Source organism: Aeromonas sp. 102P (assembly GCF_051920345.1).
GTDB classification, from domain to species: Bacteria; Pseudomonadota; Gammaproteobacteria; order Enterobacterales; family Aeromonadaceae; genus Aeromonas; species Aeromonas veronii.
Window position 1 is genome coordinate 15,001 of record NZ_JBQBCZ010000001.1, and the last position, 18,156, is coordinate 33,156.

Consider the following 18,156-nt stretch of genomic DNA (forward strand, 5'->3'; position numbering starts at 1 on the left):
CCCCATCTGGTCGCAGGCTTTATCGCCGTGATGGTCGGCTACACCAGCTCCGTCATCCTGATCATCCAGGCCGCCACGGCAGCGGGTGCTGATACTGCCCAAGTCGCCTCCTGGCTCTGGACGCTGGGGATCGGCATGGGGGTGAGCTGCATCGGCCTCTCTCTCTATTACCGCATACCCATACTAACCGCCTGGTCCACACCGGGCGCGGCACTGCTGATCACCACGCTGGGCAACTTCACTCTGGCGGAAGCCATCAGCGCCTTTGTGATCTCGTCCCTGCTGATCACTCTGTGTGGCATTAGCGGCTGGTTCGACCGTTTGATGAAACATATCCCGGCTCCACTGGCCGCCGCCATGCTCGCTGGCGTGCTGCTCAGATTCGGATTGGATCTGTTCAAGGTCGCCCCGCAAGATCCCTTGCTGCTTGGCACCCTGCTGCTGGCCTTCCTGCTGGGTCGTCATCTCTGGCCCCGCTATACCATGGTGTTGGTACTGGGAGTGGGGATGCTGATCTGCAGCGTGCGGGGGGATTTGCAAATGGGCACCCTTCACTGGCAACTCGCCAGCCCGGTCTGGACATGGCCAGCCTTCTCCCTTGATGCTCTGTTTGGTATCGCGCTGCCGTTGTTCATTGTCACCATGACATCGCAAAACATGCCGGGGATTGCCATCTTGCGAGCCCATGGCTATCAGCCTGCCACCTCCTCGCTGATCAGCTGGACTGGCCTGACTGGCCTGCTGCTCGCCCCTTTTGGCGGTTATGCCTTCAATCTGGCCGCCATCACTGCCGCCATTTGCATGGGCAAAGAGGTCGACCCGGATACCAAGCGCCGCTGGCCTGCTGCGGTTTGGGCGGGTTGCTTTTATCTTGTGACCGGCTGCTTCGGCGCAACCGTCGCGGCCCTGTTTAGCGCCTTTCCGGCAGCCCTTGTCACCTGCGTCGCCGGATTGGCCCTGCTAGGTACCATCGGCAGCAGCCTGCACTCTGCCTTGCAACAGGATGAAGCGCGAGAAGCTGCGCTGCTCACTTTTATCATTACCGCGTCCGGGATCAGCCTGCTCGGCATCGCGGCAGCCTGCTGGGGTCTGCTGATTGGTCTGGCTATCTATCAGTTCCAATCATATCGACAAAGGAATCAATTGAACCTCAAACCGTGAACCTCTGCACACTATCCAGATAAAATGATTCACAAGTGAAACTAATTTCCTTCTAGTGGTGCCAGGGCACCAATCTTCCCGGACATGGTGCCCTGTCAGGTTCCATGCAACGGAGAATAAAAATGAAAAATCAGGCTGTCTTGTTACTACTGGCCATACTGGGTGCCACGAGCGTCCAGGCTGCCGATACGGATCGAGAGCTGGCTCGCCAGCTCGCACTTCAGCAGAAAAACCTGCTGCCCCTACTGAGCAATCAGCAATACCAGAGCCCGCTTCCCAACCTGCTGCAGAAGGCCAGCCCGCGCCTTAAGCGGCAGGCGACCGATGCCAACCAGGCGGCCATCAGCCGGCAAGGACTGGATGGCGAGGTCAAGCAACTGATGCAGTTGCGACTGGCCAACACCGATCAGGCCGCAGCACTGCAACAGGGGGTCGAACCGCTGGTCGCCTATGTTCCTAGTGGGGATGAGAAGAGCTGGAGCGCCATTGAAGCGTTCGATAGCGCTGGCAATCCCGTCTATCTGGATGTGGACAAGGCACCGGCCCGGCCGGTTCTGGTAGTCGAAGCCGATCCCGTCAAAGCCAAAAACGCAGGCTTGAAGGTGATGCGCAAGGCGCTGGCCGATGCGGATCTGCAAAGCGCTCCACAAGTGGCGGCCAGCACGGCGCCACTCAAGACCAGTATCCTGAAAAAGATCAGATTGAAGGATGATCAGGAGCCCTGGCTGCTCGGCGCAGCCGAAGTGTATGCGGTGGTCGCAGGGGTCAATCCCAGCCGGGATGAGCCTGTGGTCGATATTGTCGACATGCCCTACCTCGACTATGACAACACAGACTACACCCCCAACCAGATCCTGGTTTACTGGGATCGCTATCGCTGGGGTGCCGTCGATGTGGTGATGATGGAGCAGGATGACAACGTCAACTACAAGGAGCTGAGCGCCCTGCTGATTGAAGCTCTCAAACTCGGCTTTACCGCGGGTGGCGTGCCGGAAGCCCTGCCCTTCCTCGATCTCGGCGGTCGCATCGTCAAGGCACTGCCCGACTCATGGATGACCAACAACGACGACTATCTGGATACCTTCTACACACTGGAACAGGATCAGGTCTATCGCCAGTATCCGGGGGCTGCAGGTAATGCGGTTATCGATCTTGAGCCAAAAGAGATCGCCCCGACCAGACCTTGATAATCGGCCATAACGAAAAAGCCAATGAGCAACTCATTGGCTTTTTGCTTTTATCGCGGTGACCACCGGTCAACCCTTGGGACGAACCCCCAGAGTATGGCAGATGGCATAAGTCAGCTCGGAGCGGTTCAGGGTATAGAAGTGGAAATCCTTCACCCCTTCCTGACTCAGCACGCGCACCTGATCAATGGCGATACTCGCCCCCACCAGATTACGGGTCATCTGATCGTTATCCAGTCCCTCGAAACGCTGATGCATCCAGCGCGGGATCTTCACGTTGGTAAAACCGGCAAACTTGGCCAGGGTCTGGTAGTTGGAGACCGGCAGGATCCCCGGCACGATTTCGGCATCGATGCCGATGGCGGCGCAGCGATCCCGGAAGCGCAAATACGTTTCCACATCGAAGAAGAATTGGGTGATGGCACGGTTGGCACCGGCATCGATCTTGCGCTTGAGGTTGAGCAGGTCGGATTGCGCACTCTTGGCCTCCGGGTGACCTTCCGGATAGGCGGCAACCGAGATATCGAAGTCCGCCTCTGACTTGAGCAGGGCAACCAGATCGGTGGCATACATATCCGGCTTCTCCAACCCCTGCGGCAAATCACCGCGCAGAGCCACGATGTGACGAATACCGCTGTTCCAGTAATCGCGGGCGATGGTGCGCAATTCGTCGCGGCTGGCATCGATACAGGTCAGGTGAGGCGCCGCAATCAGGCCGGTCCGCTCCTTGATGTCCTTGATCACCTTGTGGGTGCGATCACGGGTGCCGGAGTTGGCGCCATAGGTGACGGAGACGAACTTGGGTTCCAGCACTTTCAGCCGTTCGATGGACTGCCAGAGGGTATTTTCCATCCCTTCACTATTGGGCGGAAAAAACTCGAAACTGACCGATATATCGCCATTCAAATCTGCCAAGCTCTGGTTGAGCGCCTCAACCTGACGTGCACTGTGAAATCCCATCTGCTCTTCTCCCTGTCCTGCAATCCATCTGCCTACGTCAAAACGGATGTTTGGACGTCTAAACGTCTTTATATTTATGAGCAAAACGACACAAAGTCAACAGGGATTTACCTCACATCCGATCTGACGAACTTCATATTTACAAAATTAACGGTACGTAACCGAAAAGTGCCCATCCCAAAATCGCCCCAGTCGAGTTATGATGGGGGCAGATCGTCCTGGACGTTCTGAATCTGCGTGTGATTGTTTGGCCGGAGGTTTCTCCGGCCCCTTTTCATCTATTTCCCACTCCTGCCGATAACAGAATGAGTCTTTGCAGGAGCACCATCATGGATACCCACCCCGGCTTTGCCACCGACTTGCTGTTTGATCGCTACCAGGGCGAGGTCATCCAGCATGAGCAGTTTTGGGCGGTTCGCACGCCGGATGCTCCCGACTACTACTTCGGCAACTACCTGCTACTCCCCACCCCGCCCAGCGACCATGACAAAGGCTGGCTGGAAGCCACATTTGATCAGCTGATCGGCCAGGATCCTCGAGTGCGCCACCGCACCTTCCAATGGCCACTAGCAGCCGGGCAAAACAGCCGGATCGCCGGTTTTGTCGCAACGGGATACCAATATATGGAGTGCGTGGTGCTGGCGCTGGATGAGCAGAGCTGCCCACCCCCTCACGACGACATGAACAAGGTTAAGGCGCGTACTTTCACCACTGCTGATTGGCCTGAGTGGCTCGACTTCGAACTCCATGAGCGGGATGAGGGACACTCGGAACAGAGCTATCTCCCCTATCTGCGATCCCGCCAGGCGCTCTATCAGGCCATGATTGCCGATGGTCTCGGGGACTGGTGGGGGATCTGGAAAGAGGGACAACTGGTCGCCAGCTGTGGCCTCTTCTTCTGCGGCACACTTGGGCGCTTCCAGTTGGTACGCACGCACCATGCGTGGCGCAACCAGGGGTTATGCCGCCAGCTGCTGAGTCAAGTGGCTCGCGCAGGATTATCCCGCGCCAAGCAGCTAATCATAGTGGCTGACGAGCATTACCATGCCCAGCGCATTTACCGCTCTCTGGGGTTTGCCCCGGTTGCCCGCATCGGCAGCCTCTGCCGCTGGCCCCACGAAGCACAATAAAGCGATACATACTGGCCACGAGCCATAAAAAAAACGGGAGGCTGATACCTCCCGTTTTTATTGATGCCGATGACCTATTGCTGTGGCTGCTGTGGCGCCTCCAGCTCGTTGGAGAGCGCCTGCTCCACCTCATCCGACGGCGCCGGTAATGGGGCAGCGGCCGCTGATGCGGGTTCTGCGGGAGTCACAGCCGGTGACACCACGGCCGATGTTTCACTGGTCGCGGGAGCTGCGGACACCTCAGTCGTCGGCGCCGAAACAGGAGCAGGGGCAACCGCATCACACTGACAATCCGCGCTCTTGGCCTTATTGCCCTGATGAGGGGCATACCAACCCTTCAAGCCACCTTCCAGTCGATCCGCGGCAGCCTTGGGCTCCATCTTGCCAAGCAGCACAGCCTGACTCACCTCTGCCAGTTCATCCCCCAACTTGGGCGTACCACGGGAGAGGATCTGGGTCGCCACCCGAATGGTCGAGTCACACTGATCGCGCCACTCCATCATCTCTTTGGCCGCCGGATTGGTGACATCGAAAAAGTGGTTGGAGAGGGAGAAGAATCCCGGCAGCGAGTTGGTATAGAGCTCGGCAAATTGCGGCGTCGTCAGCCATTGCAGGAAGGCCATTGCACCCTCTTTGTTCTTGCTGGCCGGATTCATCCCCATACCGATATCGGTGTGGTCGGTAAAGAAACAGCCATCACCCTGTTTGGCCACCGGCGGACGCATGACGCCAAAATCGACCTTGCCGGTGAAGGGGGCAATCTCCCAGGAGCCCGCCACGTAGAAGGCGGCCTTGCCCGAAGTGAACAGCTCGTTACTGGTCGCATAATCGCGGCTCTCGCCACCTTCACCGAGGTAGGAACGCCAGCGGGCCAGCTCGTCGAACACCTTCACATATTGCGGGTTGTCCAGCCGCTCCTGCCCGCCGATCAGTGCCAGACGGCCGTCCTCCCCCTTCCAGTAGTTGGGGCCAATGTTCTGGAACCCCAGTTCGGAGGCAACCCAGCTCTCGGAACCACTCATGGCCAGCGGCACATAGCGACCGTCGGCCTTGATCTTGTCCAGCACGGCGAAGAACTGATCGCGGGTTTGCGGCAAGGTGAGTCCCAACTCACTGAAGATCTTCTTGTTATAGAAGAAGCCATGGATCACCGAGGCCATGGGGACGCAGAAGGTCTGGGCTCCGGAGTCAGTCTGCCACGGTGACTGGGCAAAACTCGGGAAGTTCTCCATCCCTGCCATTTCGGTCAGCTCGGCCAGATGGCCCGCCTTGAACAGGGCGAGCGAGTCATCAAACGGACGACAGGTAATAAGATCCCCCGCCTTACCGCCTTTCAGGCTCTCCCACAGAGTGGGCATGTAGTTGACGTTTTGCACTGGATGAAAACTCACCTTGATGCCGGGATGAGCCGCTTCAAACGCCGGGATAATCTTCTGCTCCCACAACGCCTTGTCATCGGTTCGCCAGCTTTCAATCACCAGCTCGCTGGCCATCAGCTGGCCACACAACAGGAGACTCAGGGCTCCAATCCACTTTTTAGACATAAGCCCTCCTAGACCTTGAAATGTGCGATCAATTGCTGCTGTTTGGCGACCAGGTCGGCCAGCACTTCGCTGCTGCTGGCGGATTCGCGCGCCTCCCGCTCGGTCTCGTATGCCACATCGGCAATACCGGCGATATGACGAGCAACCCCCTGACTGACGGAGATCTGCTCCTGAGCAGCATGGGCCACCTGATCCGCCATCGACTTGATGGCCCCCATCCGATCGGCAATGGATTGCAGCGCCACATCCATCTCGCGGGTCTGCTCGACACAGCTCTGGGTCTGCTCCTGGCTACGCCCCATCACTTCAACCACATGCTTGCTGGAGCTTTGCAGGTTCTCAATCATCCCCTGGATCTCTTCGGTCGAAGTCTGGGTGCGATTTGCTAGCGCCCGTACCTCATCGGCCACCACCGCAAAACCGCGACCGGCATCGCCAGCACGAGCCGCTTCGATGGCGGCGTTCAAGGCCAGCAGGTTGGTCTGCTCGGCAATACTGCGGATCACATCGAGAATGCTGCCGATGTTGTTGCTGAATTCCCCAAGTTTGTAGGTGATCCCGACCGCCTCTTCCATGGCGCCAGCCAGCTGCTCGGTGATCCGGCGAGTGGTGGCCACTTTTTGGCGACCATTGCGCGCCTCTTCATCGGCCAGATCTACTTCCCGCTTGGTGCCATCGGTAGAGCGGGCCACCTCGGTGGCGCTCACTTCCAGCTCGGTAATGGCGGCGGCCACCTGATCGGTCTGGCTCTTCTGCTCCTGTACCCGGGACATGGCCCGTTCGCTGATCTCGGCGGCGCGGCTCGCTTCATCCACCAGATGGCGGGAGCCTGCATTGATTTGAGAGAGCAGCTCGCCGGTCTTGCCCGCCAGCGTATCGATGGAGCGAGAGAGGCTGCCAAATTCGCAACTGCTGCGGTAGTTGATGCGGCGTGTCATGTCGCCGGCCGCCATGTAATCGAGCTCCTTGTTGATCATCTGCAACGGGCGCTGAATGCTGCGCGCCGTGGTATAACCGATCACCAGCGCCGCAGCGGCCGACATAGCGGCAACCACCAGGATCCAGAAGCTGGCACTGCTGACCGCCGCATCGGCGTTAATCCGGCTATCACTGGCGATGGCACCGGCGGACTTGCCCATCTCATCAAGCAAATTGAGGCTGTTGACCAGACTGGCATCCAGCTGCTGATTTTGCGTGGCCAGCGACAGCGCCAGTTGCTGAGCCTGACGCATGGTTGCCAGCAAGCCCTGAGCGCCAAGTGCCAGCTCCTGCATCCGATCGAGATTGGAGACAAACCGCGCTTTCACATCATCGGGCACCAGCACCCGCTCCAACCGCTTGCGGGCCATCTCGATGTCCTTGCTCAACACCTTTTCCAGCTCGTTCAGGTCGGTTTTGGCATCGGCACGGCGGATATTCTTCAGGTCGCGGGCGATACCCGAGGTAATAAGCTCCGCCTTGTTGCGCATGGAGCGCTTGCTGGCGGTCTGTTGCAGCAGCAAATCCGCCGCCCACTGGTAGGTATCCTCAAGGCGGATAAATTCCATCTCCAACTTGTGGCGCTGCTCCAGTGCACTGACCCACTGCCGATGCTGGGCCAACACCTGATCCGCCAAGCCATAAAATTGGGTGGTAGCACTCTCGACCTGCTGGAAGCGGGCACGAGCATCCGCTACGTCGGTAAATTTACCCATCTCCTGACTCAGCTGGGCGAAGCGGTTCTGCTGCTCCTTGAACTGATTGGCCAGCTGCGGCAACTGGGCGGCATCTTCACTGGTGCGGTAGACCAGCACCCAGCGGTTACTATCCTGCAGTGCCCCCTTGAGACCTGCGACAGCAACTACCAGCGGGGTTGCCCGATCAGATACGGCAGAGAGGCCGTCATTTATACCCTTGATTTTAAAGGTACTGATCACACCAAGCAGGATCAGCAACAGCAGCATCAACACGAATCCGGCGATGATCCGCTGCACGATAGATAAGCCCATGGAGACATCCTCACTCATTGGGGGGAAGGTAAAGTGAACATAGTCACTATCGGCAGGGGTGGCGAATAACTGAAATCAAGCGGCAGGTATTTAATTGATTTGTATCGGGTTGGATCACAGTACAGACAAAATCAGCCATACGAAAAAAGCCCGGCACAAGCCGGGCTGAAAGAGACGTACTTTGCTATCTTCCGCGGTCCGTTCAGAACCGCAATCAGAATCATTAGAAGCGGTAGCCAACACCCACCATAAAGGCCATCGGGTCGATATGCGTTTTGAAGGTGCCAACACCATCAACTTTAACATCTGTATCGATATCCATGATCCAGGCTGAACCGTTTACAAACCAGCGATCTGTAACCGCCATATCGATACCGACCTGACCTGCCAGACCCCAAGAGTCGTCAAGGCTGATATTTGCACCATCAAGTGCTCCCACCCCCTTCTCATCAAAGAAGGTGGTGTAGTTCACACCCACACCAACATACGGGCGAACCTTGCTCTGGGCATCACCAAAATAGAACTGGGCCATCAATGTTGGAGGCAGATGTTTAACCTTGGCAATCTCACCAAGATCGCGAGTACTCACTCGATGGGAGAATGGGGTTGCAGCCAGCAACTCAACACCCCAGTTGTCGGTGATCATATAACCGAGGGTCAGGCCAAGCTGTTGGTTGCTGTTAATCTCGAACTCACCGTGACCCGCCACGTCATCACTGCTCTCCTGAGGAGAAACGATGGCCAAACCACCACGAACCAGAATATCACCAGCCTGATGGGCCATGGCGAAAGGAGAGGTCACTGCAGCGGCAATCATCAGAGGAAGTAATTTTTTCATCACGTAATCCCTTTTTTTGTTTTCATTTGATGCTGTAAGCCCGCTGACTATATGCCCTTGTAAATGCAAAGTTATTGATTTGGAGCAAAGGTTGCACAGAAATAAATCGATTGGTGTGACATCTTTTTGCACCCTCCCAATCTCGTTGAGTCCCCAGACAACAAGCTGAAATACCTGTTTAGACAGGTTGTAACTACCCGCATCCAGCGCCAAAAGGAGCAAACAAACCACACCTTATTGCACGGCAGTGCGGCTATTAATTGTTGTTTATATGGGCAAATCAGCGTATTTTTTGCGCCATACAAGTTACTGGGAAGTAATGGTTTATTTATGAAAAATGAGTCGAAATGGCAAAAGGTGGGGGCCTTTCTCGCGGCCGTGTGGGGAATCGGATCCTTTCTCTTTATCCTGCTCGGTTTTATTGTCGCCCTGGCCTATCTGGTATTGGTACGGCAGGGTTAATCCGGGTTGACAGAGTGCAGCAGGGTGATATTCCCCCCTTCAGCAAGCTGCTCCGGAGTCTGGCCCATGCCCTCCGCAGAGAGGGTACCAGCGTAGCCACACCACCGATTTCGCCCGCCGACTTTGGCCTGATACAGCGCCATGTCCGCCAGTTTGAAGCTGTGACTCCAGAATGAATCCGGGTACTCCGGGTGCAACGGATAGCGGCAGAACCCCAGCGACACCGTCAACCAGAGTGGCGCATCCTCTCTGCCAAAGCGGTGCTGAGCGACACGCTGGCGCAGATATTCGACCCGCAACGCCAACTCTTGCTCGTCATCCACTTGTAGCAGCAACAAGAACTCCTCCCCACCCAGCCGGATGATAGGCTCGCGCTCTCCAGTCACCACCTTGCGCAGCAGATCCGCCAACTGTTTCAGCACCAGATCCCCGATGTCATGGCCAAGGCGGTCATTGATCCGCTTGAAATGATCCAGATCCAGCAGCAATAACAGACAAGGTTTGGCCCGGTTGGCCTGCAACCAACCATCGAGATAGCGACGATTGAAACAACGGGTCAAGGGGTCGGTGAATGCAGCCATCTCCATCTGGCTGGATTTTTCCAACAAATCATCGTGTTGCTGACTGACCTTGCTGGCCATCTCCTTGAACTTGCCGCTCAGGGTCGCCATCTCGGCGCTGCTGTCGATATAGGGGATCAAGGTGGCATCTGGCCGATCGCCAAAGCGTTGCAGCGCCGACACCAGCTGCTGCAACGGGGTGAGCACAATGCTGTTGAGCCGGTACATGGCGATCATGACGCAGATAAAACTGATAAACAGCATGCCGATAAAGGTCCAGAGCGCCCCCTCCATGACGCCACTCAAGATCTTTCTCTCCTCCTCAATCACCAGAGTCAGCACCGGCTGGTTATCGCTGTTGTGCAGTCGCACCTCTCCCCTGAGCCGGGTCAGCCCAAGGTCGATCAGACGATACGTTATTTGCGGTTTCAGTGGTTTGAAGGTAGCGGTGACATCCAGATTGGCGTGGGAAATCGCCAGAGGCAGCGCGGTACGCTCCGATACCTGCTCTAGATAGGCCTTGTCGAGCCAACGTACAACCAGCAAGAAACCGTTGAATGGTGCCGACTCGTCACTGTTTCTGATCGGCTGCCACGAGTACATCAGCGGCCCCCACTGGGAAGCACGGATCCCGTGCAGATTGATGCCCCCTTGCGCCACCGAGCGCGCCCTTAACTGCTTTTTCAGTTCATCAAGGAAGTAGGGAAACTGGTCCGGATTGATCCCCGGCGCATCGGGTAGCAGGGTGCGCGTCCAGATTTCGTAGCCGGTGAGATCCATGAAGCTCATCAGGTTGAGACTAAAATCCCTCATCGGCATATCACTGAACAGGTTGGATTCGATGTACGCCCTGCTTTTGTTGTCCATAAAACGGTGACTGTCATCCCAGATGCCCCAATCCCGACTGAATGCATCCAGAGCGGCCACATCCGCCTGCACCGCCTTGGTCACGCGCAGCAGATGCTCCTTCATTCGCTGCTCTTCAATCCGGCTGGCAGCCGGGATCTGGGCCCACGCCAGCAGGACCAGCAATAGCAGGATCGCCCCCAGCCAGATGGGGAACATGGAGTAAGCTAACTGATGATCAATCGTGCGCGGAGCCTGAGCCATAACCCGATATATCCATTACCATGATGCTGAGATGCCAAGCCTGCCCACACTTGACGAGCTTCCCCCTATGCTCCCGATTTTTATAACAAAAAGGGGCCAAAGGCCCCTCGATTATAACGGCTTATCGCGCCAATAGCGGTCGTAAAAAACGAGCTGTATGAGACTCTTTATTGGTGCAAATCTCTTCCGGCGTCCCCGTCACCAGAATGCGGCCACCACCGGCGCCGCCCTCCGGTCCCAAATCGACGATCCAGTCGGCAGTTTTTACCACATCCAGATTGTGCTCGATGATGACGATGGTGTTACCGCGATCCCGCAGCTGGTGCAGCACCTTGAGCAGTTGCTGGATATCGTGAAAATGCAGCCCGGTGGTCGGCTCATCCAGAATGTATAGAGTCTGACCGGTATCCCGCTTGGAGAGCTCGCGCGCCAGCTTGACCCGCTGCGCCTCGCCGCCCGACAAGGTAGTAGCAGACTGGCCGAGACGGATATAGGAGAGGCCCACGTCCATCAGGGTCTGCAGCTTGCGCGCCACTGCCGGCACCGGATCGAAGAACTCGCGAGCATCTTCCACCGTCATCTCGAGGATTTCGTGGATGTTCTTGCCCTTGTACTTCACCTCCAGGGTCTCGCGGTTGTAGCGCTTGCCCTTGCAGACGTCGCACGGCACGTAGACATCCGGCAGGAAGTGCATCTCCACCTTGATGACGCCATCCCCCTGGCACGCCTCGCAGCGGCCCCCCTTCACGTTGAAGGAGAAGCGGCCCGGCTGGTAGCCGCGCGAACGCGCCTCCTGGGTGCCGGAGAGCAACTCGCGGATCGGAGTGAACAAACCGGTATAGGTGGCCGGGTTGGAGCGCGGGGTACGACCGATGGGACTCTGGTCGATATCCACCACCTTGTCCAGATGCTCCAGCCCCTCGACGCTGCGATAGGGCGCCGGGGTGGACTCGGTGGCCTTGTTGAGCTCGCGATGAGCGATGCGGAACAGGGTGTCGTTGATCAGGGTCGACTTGCCGGAGCCGGAGACGCCAGTGACGCAGGTCATCACCCCGATGGGCAGATCAAGATTGACGTTGCGCAAGTTGTTGCCGCTTGCCCCCTTGAGTTTCAACCACTTGCCGGTGAGCGGCGTGCGCTCGGCCGGAATGGCGATCTGCTTGCGACCGGAGAGGTAGTCACCGGTCAGCGATTCCGGATTGTCGATAATCTGCTGGGGGGTGCCCTGCGCAACAATCTCGCCACCGTGTACACCCGCCCCCGGGCCGATATCCAGCACATGGTCGGCGAGGCGGATGGCATCCTCGTCGTGCTCCACCACGATCACCGTGTTGCCGAGATCGCGCAGATGGGTGAGGGTCTTGAGCAACCGCTCGTTGTCGCGCTGATGCAGACCGATGGAGGGCTCGTCCAGTACGTACATGACGCCCACCAGCCCGGCCCCGATCTGGCTCGCCAGTCGGATGCGCTGCGCTTCGCCGCCTGAGAGGGTCTCGGCACTGCGGGACAGGCTCAGGTAGTTGAGACCGACGTTCACCAGGAAGCCGAGCCGCTCGACGATCTCTTTCAAGATCTTCTCGGCAATCTGGGCGCGCTGGCCAGTGAGGTTAAGCCCCTCGAAGAAGGCGAGCGCATCGCCGATGGACTGCTCGGCGATGGCCGGCAGGTTGCGGTTGTCGACGAAGACGTGACGCGCCTCCTCCCGCAGTCGGCTGCCGCCGCAGCTGGTACAGGATTTGTTCGCGATATATTTGGAGAGCTCTTCACGCACCGAGTTGGATTCGGTCTCCCGGTAGCGCCGCTCCATGTTGTGCAGGATCCCCTCGAACGGGTGCTTGCGCACCACAACGTCGCCGCGGTCGTTCATGTAGCGGAACTCGATCTCGGTGCGACCGGAGCCGCGCAGGATCACCTCCTGGGTCTTGACCGGCAGATCTTCCCACGGCGTCTCCAGATCGAACTTGTAGTGCTCGGAGAGGGATTTCAGCATCTGGAAGTAGTAGAAGCTGCGCTTGTCCCAGCCACGGATGGCGCCGTTGGCCAGACTGATGGCCGGATCGCCGATCACCTTGGCAGGATCGAAATATTGCTGCACCCCGAGGCCGTCACAAGTCGGGCAGGCACCGGCCGGATTGTTGAAAGAGAAGATGCGCGGTTCCAGCTCCGACATGGAGTAGCCGCACTCTGGGCAGGCGAAGTTGGCGGAGAAGGTCATGGGGGTGACGCCCTCCTCCCCGTCCATCGGCACTACCAGCACTATGCCGCCGGAGAGGGTCAGCGCCGTCTCGAACGACTCGGCCAAACGCAAGGCAAGGTCCTCGCGCACCTTGAAGCGATCCACCACCACCTCGATGGTGTGCTTCTTGTGCAGCTCCAGAGTCGGAGGATCGGAGAGGTCGCACACCTCGCCGTCGATACGGGCACGGATGTAGCCCTGGGCCGCCAGATTCTCCAGCAGCTTGGTGTGCTCCCCCTTGCGATCACGCACCACCGGGGCCAGCAGCATCAGCTTGCTCCCCTCCGGTTGGGCCAGCACCTGATCCACCATCTGGCTGATGGTCTGGGCGGCGAGCGGAATGGCGTGAGTCGGGCAGCGGGGCTCACCGACCCGGGCAAACAGCAGACGCAGGTAGTCGTAGATCTCGGTGATGGTACCGACGGTCGAGCGCGGGTTGTGGGAGGTGGACTTCTGCTCGATGGAGATGGCGGGCGAGAGCCCCTCGATATGGTCGACGTCCGGCTTCTCCATCAGGGAGAGGAACTGGCGGGCATAGGCGGAGAGGGACTCAACATAGCGGCGCTGTCCCTCGGCATAGAGGGTATCGAACGCCAGAGAGGATTTGCCCGAACCGGAGAGGCCGGTGACCACGATCAGCTTGTCGCGGGGCAGGGTCAGATTGATGTTCTTGAGGTTGTGGGTGCGAGCACCCCGGACCACGATCTTTTCCATCTTGTTGCACGCTCGATACAGAAACCTGAGCGAGTCAGTATGGCATAGAGACTACTGGATGAATAGACAGGCATTATCTATCGCCGTTATCCTTTTTTACGATGGATAGCCCCTTCGTCACACCCTGACCAAGGCGGCGAGTTTGCCCCCAATCCACACCAGCAAGCGCTCGCCCGCAGAGTGATCAACTGTTACTATTGGGGGCTAAACCTGAATCAGAACACGCGAAACGAGCACTCTGATTGCTGCAACGGTTATAGAAAAACCATGCTGTTCAATATGATAACGACATGGTCATGAAAAAAGCGCGGTAACTTATTTAGTGGGTCCAGGCCTTGCCTGACCGGAATATAAAGGTGGAAGAGAGATTATGGCCAGTCGAGGCATCAATAAAGTCATTCTGATCGGTAACCTCGGGCAAGACCCGGAAGTACGCTACATGCCGAGTGGCGGTGCTGTGACCAACATTACTCTGGCTACCTCCGAAACCTGGCGCGACAAGCAGACCGGTGAGCAGAAAGAGCGTACCGAATGGCACCGCGTCGTCTTCATGGGCAAGTTGGCCGAAGTGGCTGGCGAGTACCTAAAGAAGGGCTCCCAGGTCTATGTGGAAGGCAAACTGCAGACCCGTAAATGGCAAGATCAGAGCGGCCAGGAGCGCTACACCACTGAAGTGCTGGTCGACAGCTTCACTGGCGTGATGCAGATGCTGGGTGGTCGTCCGCAAGGCGGTCAGGGCATGGGCCAGAACATGGGTGGCCAATCCCAGGGTAGCTGGGGTCAGCCGCAGCAGAGCATGCCTGCCCAGCAGCCGATGAATCAGCAGCGCCCGGCACCGGCTCCGCAGCAGAATATGCAGCCGCAAGGCGGTTATGGCCGTCCTGCCCAGCAGCCGCAATCTGCGCCGCCGGTATATAACGAGCCGCCGATGGATTTCGACGACGATATCCCGTTCTAAGAACAGAATATTGAAAAGGCCCTGATAACTCAGGGTCTTTTTTTATGCACTCAGGCTGAACCTCTCAGCCCGAAAGGGATATAACGCTTTATGGTTGCCTCCCCTACAGTGATGGATATCCTCCACAGGAGCGCTTTGTGAAAAGTGCAATGAAACTGCTCACCCCTTTATTGCTAATGCTGACCAGCATGCTCTCCGGCCAGTTGCTGGCAACGCCACTCAAGGTCGGGGTCAGCTTTGCCATCCCCCCTTATGTCATCGAAAGTAATCAGCGTGGCATTGAGCTGGATCTGCTGAAAGAGGCGTTCGCTGGCAGCGGCTATGAGCCCAGCTTTGAATTTCTGCCACTGGAGCGTACCTTCCGCCTGTTCGAGTCAGGAAAGCTGGATGCCATCATCAACGTCAGACCCGGTATGGTTGATCCTCACGTTCTGACCCAGCCAGTTATCACCTTCCATAACCGGATCTTCACCCTGCGCAGCACCCACATCAGCACTCTGGACGACCTGCATTCAAAACGGGTCACCGCCTTTCAACGGGCAAGGATCATTCTGGGGGGCGCGTTCGCCACCATGGCCAACCAGAATCCCCACTATGAGGAGGTAGCCAAGCAGCAGGTGCAGGTACATCAGCTAATGCGCGGCAGGGTAGATGCCGTCGTACTGGAGGAGCGGGTGTTCTACTACTACCTCGACCAGCTGATTGCCACCGCCCAGGCAGGCGAGCACTACGAGCGCAATCAGGTCAGGCAAGCAGACCTCTTCCCGCCCACCGTCTATCACTTTGCCTTCCGAACGGCCGATGCTCGCAATCTGTTTGATAAGCGCCTTGAGGCGATGCGTCAGGATGGTCGTTATCACCAGATTTTCGCGGCTTACGGCGCCACGCCGTGAGCCACAAACATAAAAGCCAGCCGGTAAGGGCTGGCTTTGTACTGGCTCCGAAGGAACAGCAGTAGGGGAGCGTTACTTCATTGCGCTGCCGTTTTTCAGTTCTGCTTTCTGACGTTTGGCTTCGCGTTTCTCTTTCAGTGACATCTGCGGTTTTTTCTTGGCATCTTTGCCGTTGTGATGTTCTTTGTTACTCATCATCAAACTCCAAAAATGTTACCCAGACAGTTGGTTCCTCATGGGAGCCAGCATGCCATCCGAATCATCAACTTCAGTACGCTTGGTGGGATGGTGCAAGACCATCACCAGACCCAGCATACCCTCCAGCGGCATCCGGATCCAGCCTCATTCTCGTCCAAAAGATGTCGCGCGCAGCCCCTTGAGAGGGGAGGCCAAACGACCTCGACAGGAAAGACCCAAAAAGAGTAATTCGCATTATTAAATGTTGTCACGCTTATATTAAGTCATCGTTGGCTAGATATTTTCACGGAGAAATATAAATCCCTCTCATTATTTATTGCCGCGCAAGAGGTCACCATTTTAATAAGCATTCGCAATATCATCGGAAACATCAGGTTACAACACCGAATAGGTTATTTCCGGTCAGCCGGATATAATACGCGCCGCACCGAAATATCCGTTTTTATTCAGGAAGCTGTGACATGAACAGAAAAACCAGAGCCGCCATGGTGTCGGTCTGCTCCAATATCAGTCTGATCATCATGAAAATGGTGGCCGGGTTCGCCAGCGGCTCGGTCAGTATCATCTCGGAGGCGATCCACTCCGCCATGGATCTGGTGGCGGCCCTGATCGCCCTGTTCGCGGTGAAAAAGTCCGATCTCCCGCCTGATGAGCGCCACCCCTATGGTCACGACAAGATTGAAAATGTCTCCGGCGTCATCGAAGCACTGCTTATCTTGCTGGCCGCGAGCTGGATCATCTTCGAAGCCGTCGACAAGCTGATCACCCCCAGCCCCATCGAGAGCATTGGCTGGGGCGTACTGGTGATGGTGATCTCGGCGCTGGTCAACAGCGGCGTCTCTGCCTACCTCTACAAGGTGGCCCGAGAGGAGGAGTCGGTCGCGCTGGCTGCCGATGCGCTTCATCTCAAGGCGGACGTGCTCACCTCCACCGGGGTCGCCGTCGGTCTTGGCGGGATCTGGCTGGCCGGTCTGTTCGGCCATTCACTCGCCATCCTCGACCCGATGGTCGCCATTGCGGTCGCCATCTTTATTGTCAGAGAGGCGATCAGCATGCTCAACGAGGCCTTCCAGCCGCTGATCGACCAGAGCATGAGCCCGGAAGAGCTGGCAATGACCAGCCGCATCATCACCGAATGCTGCCCTGCTGCCAGCGGTTTTCACGATCTGCGCAGCCGTCGTGCCGGTCGTCGTCGCCATATCGACTTCCACCTCACCCTGCCCCCGGAGATGAGCATCGGCGAAGCCCACGATATCTGTGATCGCATCGAACACGCCATCATGGAGCAACTGCCCCACGCCATCGTGCTGATCCACGTCGAGCCGGAGGAGCAAGAGCTGCCCTCACCGCTCGCCATAAATTGAAATGTGGCAAACAGGCGGGAAAGTGGCCGCGAAATAACAGAAAGTTGGCACAAACCCGCATTTTTACTGCCGGAAAGCCGATTGCATAAGAAGTGATCGGCACAACTGTGTTAGGGTGTCTAACCACCCTGCCGCAGGAGCGCGCCGTGAAAAAGCTGGAAATGAAAGATCTGACCGAGGCCGAAAAAGCCGAGATAGCCTTGTTATTGCAAAAGGCACAAGCCAATGCAGACCACCAGCTGACCAACGGAGAGCGGAACAAGATCCGCGAAGAGGGTCGCCTGAAAATTGTGGCCGACCGCGCCGAAGCGGCCAAGGCAGCCTCCAAGCTGGCTCGCGAGAAAGCCAAAGAGCGTGCCAAGAATCAGGTACTGCCGGAAACCTTCAGCTGGATTGATTCGGTCAGCAACAAGTTTCGCAGCAAGCGCTGATCCCTTCTTGCAAAACGCCCGCTGGCACTTGGTGCATGCGGGCGTTTGCATGTCTGGGCGATGCTCGATGCGCCAGATTTGGCGCTGCCATTGATTTGCCGCTCAGAAGCTAATCGCAGCAGCAAAGAAGTGATTTACATTGTGAGTTAGAGAGAACGACAACTGACAATCCCCATCTATCGCCAGCTTTTCATTTTTTCTCATATTTTTTGCCAGAACTGGCTACATAGTCAGGACAAAAAAGCCGAATCTGGCTTGCCACAGGGTGATATGAGTCTGCACTGATTTTTCTATGCCGTTGAAATGCATCATGTTTACTATAAAAAATGATATTTTTGGCTGTTACAAAACATTAATATCGAGATAAAGTTTGCTTTAAAAATGAGAGCGTGTTTTAATCTTTCTCGATGGTTCGGCAGTTC

The 18,156-nt window shown here is 57.0% G+C and carries 14 protein-coding genes (1 of these 14 only partly in view); 7 read left to right on the top strand and 7 right to left on the bottom strand.

Going from position 1 to position 18,156, the window contains the following annotated elements:
• Both ACTG1K_RS00070 and ACTG1K_RS00075 read left to right on the top strand, forming a co-directional pair.
• Positions 1-1,161, top strand: the 3' portion of a protein-coding gene (locus tag ACTG1K_RS00070) for a benzoate/H(+) symporter BenE family transporter (protein ID WP_440004674.1). It extends 15 nt beyond the left edge of the window; 1,161 of the gene's 1,176 nt are visible here — the last part of the coding sequence; the start codon falls outside the window, past its left edge; the stop codon is at positions 1,159-1,161.
• Between the two features lie 122 nt (positions 1,162-1,283).
• On the top strand, positions 1,284-2,348 hold the full coding sequence (locus ACTG1K_RS00075; RefSeq protein ID WP_425854706.1) for a DUF3103 family protein: 1,065 nt from the start codon (positions 1,284-1,286) through the stop codon (positions 2,346-2,348).
• Between the two features lie 69 nt (positions 2,349-2,417).
• Here ACTG1K_RS00075 and metF read toward each other — a convergent pair whose 3' ends face one another.
• Complete coding sequence (gene metF, locus ACTG1K_RS00080) at positions 2,418-3,308, bottom strand: methylenetetrahydrofolate reductase (RefSeq protein WP_005340191.1); 891 nt, start codon at positions 3,306-3,308, stop codon at positions 2,418-2,420.
• 329 nt (positions 3,309-3,637) lie between these two features.
• On the opposite strand from metF, the gene ACTG1K_RS00085 reads away from it, so the two are divergent.
• Positions 3,638-4,438 (top strand): GNAT family N-acetyltransferase, encoded by an 801-nt coding sequence (locus tag ACTG1K_RS00085; protein ID WP_330125708.1) that lies wholly within the window; start codon positions 3,638-3,640, stop codon positions 4,436-4,438.
• A 74-nt stretch (positions 4,439-4,512) separates the two neighbouring features.
• Here the strand turns inward: ACTG1K_RS00085 and ACTG1K_RS00090 are convergent, their stop codons facing one another.
• The 5 genes from ACTG1K_RS00090 to uvrA all read right to left on the bottom strand — a co-directional run bounded on the left by ACTG1K_RS00090 (position 4,513) and on the right by uvrA (position 13,890).
• Positions 4,513-5,982, bottom strand: coding sequence for an ABC transporter substrate-binding protein (locus ACTG1K_RS00090; protein WP_257688022.1), 1,470 nt, complete (start codon positions 5,980-5,982; stop codon positions 4,513-4,515).
• Between the two features lie 8 nt (positions 5,983-5,990).
• The gene (locus ACTG1K_RS00095; protein ID WP_005341553.1) at positions 5,991-7,970 is read right to left on the bottom strand and encodes a HAMP domain-containing methyl-accepting chemotaxis protein; all 1,980 of its coding nucleotides are present in this window, start codon (positions 7,968-7,970) and stop codon (positions 5,991-5,993) included.
• A gap of 223 nt (positions 7,971-8,193) precedes the next feature.
• Positions 8,194-8,808, bottom strand: a complete 615-nt coding sequence (locus tag ACTG1K_RS00100) for an OmpW family outer membrane protein (RefSeq protein ID WP_440006778.1) — start codon at positions 8,806-8,808, stop codon at positions 8,194-8,196.
• Positions 8,809-9,266: 458 nt separating this feature from the next.
• Positions 9,267-10,940, bottom strand: a complete 1,674-nt coding sequence (locus tag ACTG1K_RS00105) for a diguanylate cyclase (protein ID WP_440004675.1) — start codon at positions 10,938-10,940, stop codon at positions 9,267-9,269.
• Between the two features lie 121 nt (positions 10,941-11,061).
• Entirely contained in the window at positions 11,062-13,890 is a 2,829-nt protein-coding gene (gene uvrA, locus ACTG1K_RS00110) for an excinuclease ABC subunit UvrA (RefSeq protein ID WP_005356491.1), read from the bottom strand.
• Between the two features lie 370 nt (positions 13,891-14,260).
• On the opposite strand from uvrA, the gene ACTG1K_RS00115 reads away from it, so the two are divergent.
• Both ACTG1K_RS00115 and ACTG1K_RS00120 read left to right on the top strand, forming a co-directional pair.
• Positions 14,261-14,848, top strand: a complete 588-nt coding sequence (locus tag ACTG1K_RS00115) for a single-stranded DNA-binding protein (RefSeq protein ID WP_058059298.1) — start codon at positions 14,261-14,263, stop codon at positions 14,846-14,848.
• Positions 14,849-14,997: 149 nt separating this feature from the next.
• Positions 14,998-15,741, top strand: a complete 744-nt coding sequence (locus ACTG1K_RS00120; RefSeq protein ID WP_270820893.1) for a substrate-binding periplasmic protein — start codon at positions 14,998-15,000, stop codon at positions 15,739-15,741.
• 72 nt (positions 15,742-15,813) lie between these two features.
• Here ACTG1K_RS00120 and ACTG1K_RS00125 read toward each other — a convergent pair whose 3' ends face one another.
• Positions 15,814-15,936 carry a hypothetical protein gene (locus ACTG1K_RS00125; protein WP_005306071.1) on the bottom strand — a complete coding sequence of 41 codons (123 nt, stop codon included), beginning with the start codon at positions 15,934-15,936 and terminating at the stop codon, positions 15,814-15,816.
• Between the two features lie 464 nt (positions 15,937-16,400).
• On the opposite strand from ACTG1K_RS00125, the gene ACTG1K_RS00130 reads away from it, so the two are divergent.
• Both ACTG1K_RS00130 and yjbD read left to right on the top strand, forming a co-directional pair.
• The gene (locus ACTG1K_RS00130; RefSeq protein ID WP_440004676.1) at positions 16,401-17,303 is read left to right on the top strand and encodes a cation diffusion facilitator family transporter; all 903 of its coding nucleotides are present in this window, start codon (positions 16,401-16,403) and stop codon (positions 17,301-17,303) included.
• 146 nt (positions 17,304-17,449) lie between these two features.
• Complete coding sequence (yjbD, locus tag ACTG1K_RS00135; protein WP_005340165.1) at positions 17,450-17,734, top strand: DUF3811 domain-containing protein; 285 nt, start codon at positions 17,450-17,452, stop codon at positions 17,732-17,734.
• Positions 17,735-18,156 lie beyond the last annotated feature (422 nt).

What these genes read in the sequence shown, in the direction of transcription:
- ACTG1K_RS00130 (WP_440004676.1), top strand. Translation starts at nt 16,401, where the DNA reads ATGAACAGAAAAACCAGAGCCGCCATGGTGTCGGTCTGCTCCAATATC.
- ACTG1K_RS00125 (WP_005306071.1), bottom strand. Translation starts at nt 15,936, where the DNA reads ATGAGTAACAAAGAACATCACAACGGCAAAGATGCCAAGAAAAAACCG.
- ACTG1K_RS00075 (WP_425854706.1), top strand. Translation starts at nt 1,284, where the DNA reads ATGAAAAATCAGGCTGTCTTGTTACTACTGGCCATACTGGGTGCCACG.
- uvrA (WP_005356491.1), bottom strand. Translation starts at nt 13,890, where the DNA reads ATGGAAAAGATCGTGGTCCGGGGTGCTCGCACCCACAACCTCAAGAAC.
- ACTG1K_RS00085 (WP_330125708.1), top strand. Translation starts at nt 3,638, where the DNA reads ATGGATACCCACCCCGGCTTTGCCACCGACTTGCTGTTTGATCGCTAC.
- ACTG1K_RS00115 (WP_058059298.1), top strand. Translation starts at nt 14,261, where the DNA reads ATGGCCAGTCGAGGCATCAATAAAGTCATTCTGATCGGTAACCTCGGG.
- ACTG1K_RS00105 (WP_440004675.1), bottom strand. Translation starts at nt 10,940, where the DNA reads ATGGCTCAGGCTCCGCGCACGATTGATCATCAGTTAGCTTACTCCATG.
- ACTG1K_RS00090 (WP_257688022.1), bottom strand. Translation starts at nt 5,982, where the DNA reads ATGTCTAAAAAGTGGATTGGAGCCCTGAGTCTCCTGTTGTGTGGCCAG.
- ACTG1K_RS00120 (WP_270820893.1), top strand. Translation starts at nt 14,998, where the DNA reads ATGAAACTGCTCACCCCTTTATTGCTAATGCTGACCAGCATGCTCTCC.
- metF (WP_005340191.1), bottom strand. Translation starts at nt 3,308, where the DNA reads ATGGGATTTCACAGTGCACGTCAGGTTGAGGCGCTCAACCAGAGCTTG.
- ACTG1K_RS00095 (WP_005341553.1), bottom strand. Translation starts at nt 7,970, where the DNA reads ATGGGCTTATCTATCGTGCAGCGGATCATCGCCGGATTCGTGTTGATG.
- ACTG1K_RS00100 (WP_440006778.1), bottom strand. Translation starts at nt 8,808, where the DNA reads ATGAAAAAATTACTTCCTCTGATGATTGCCGCTGCAGTGACCTCTCCT.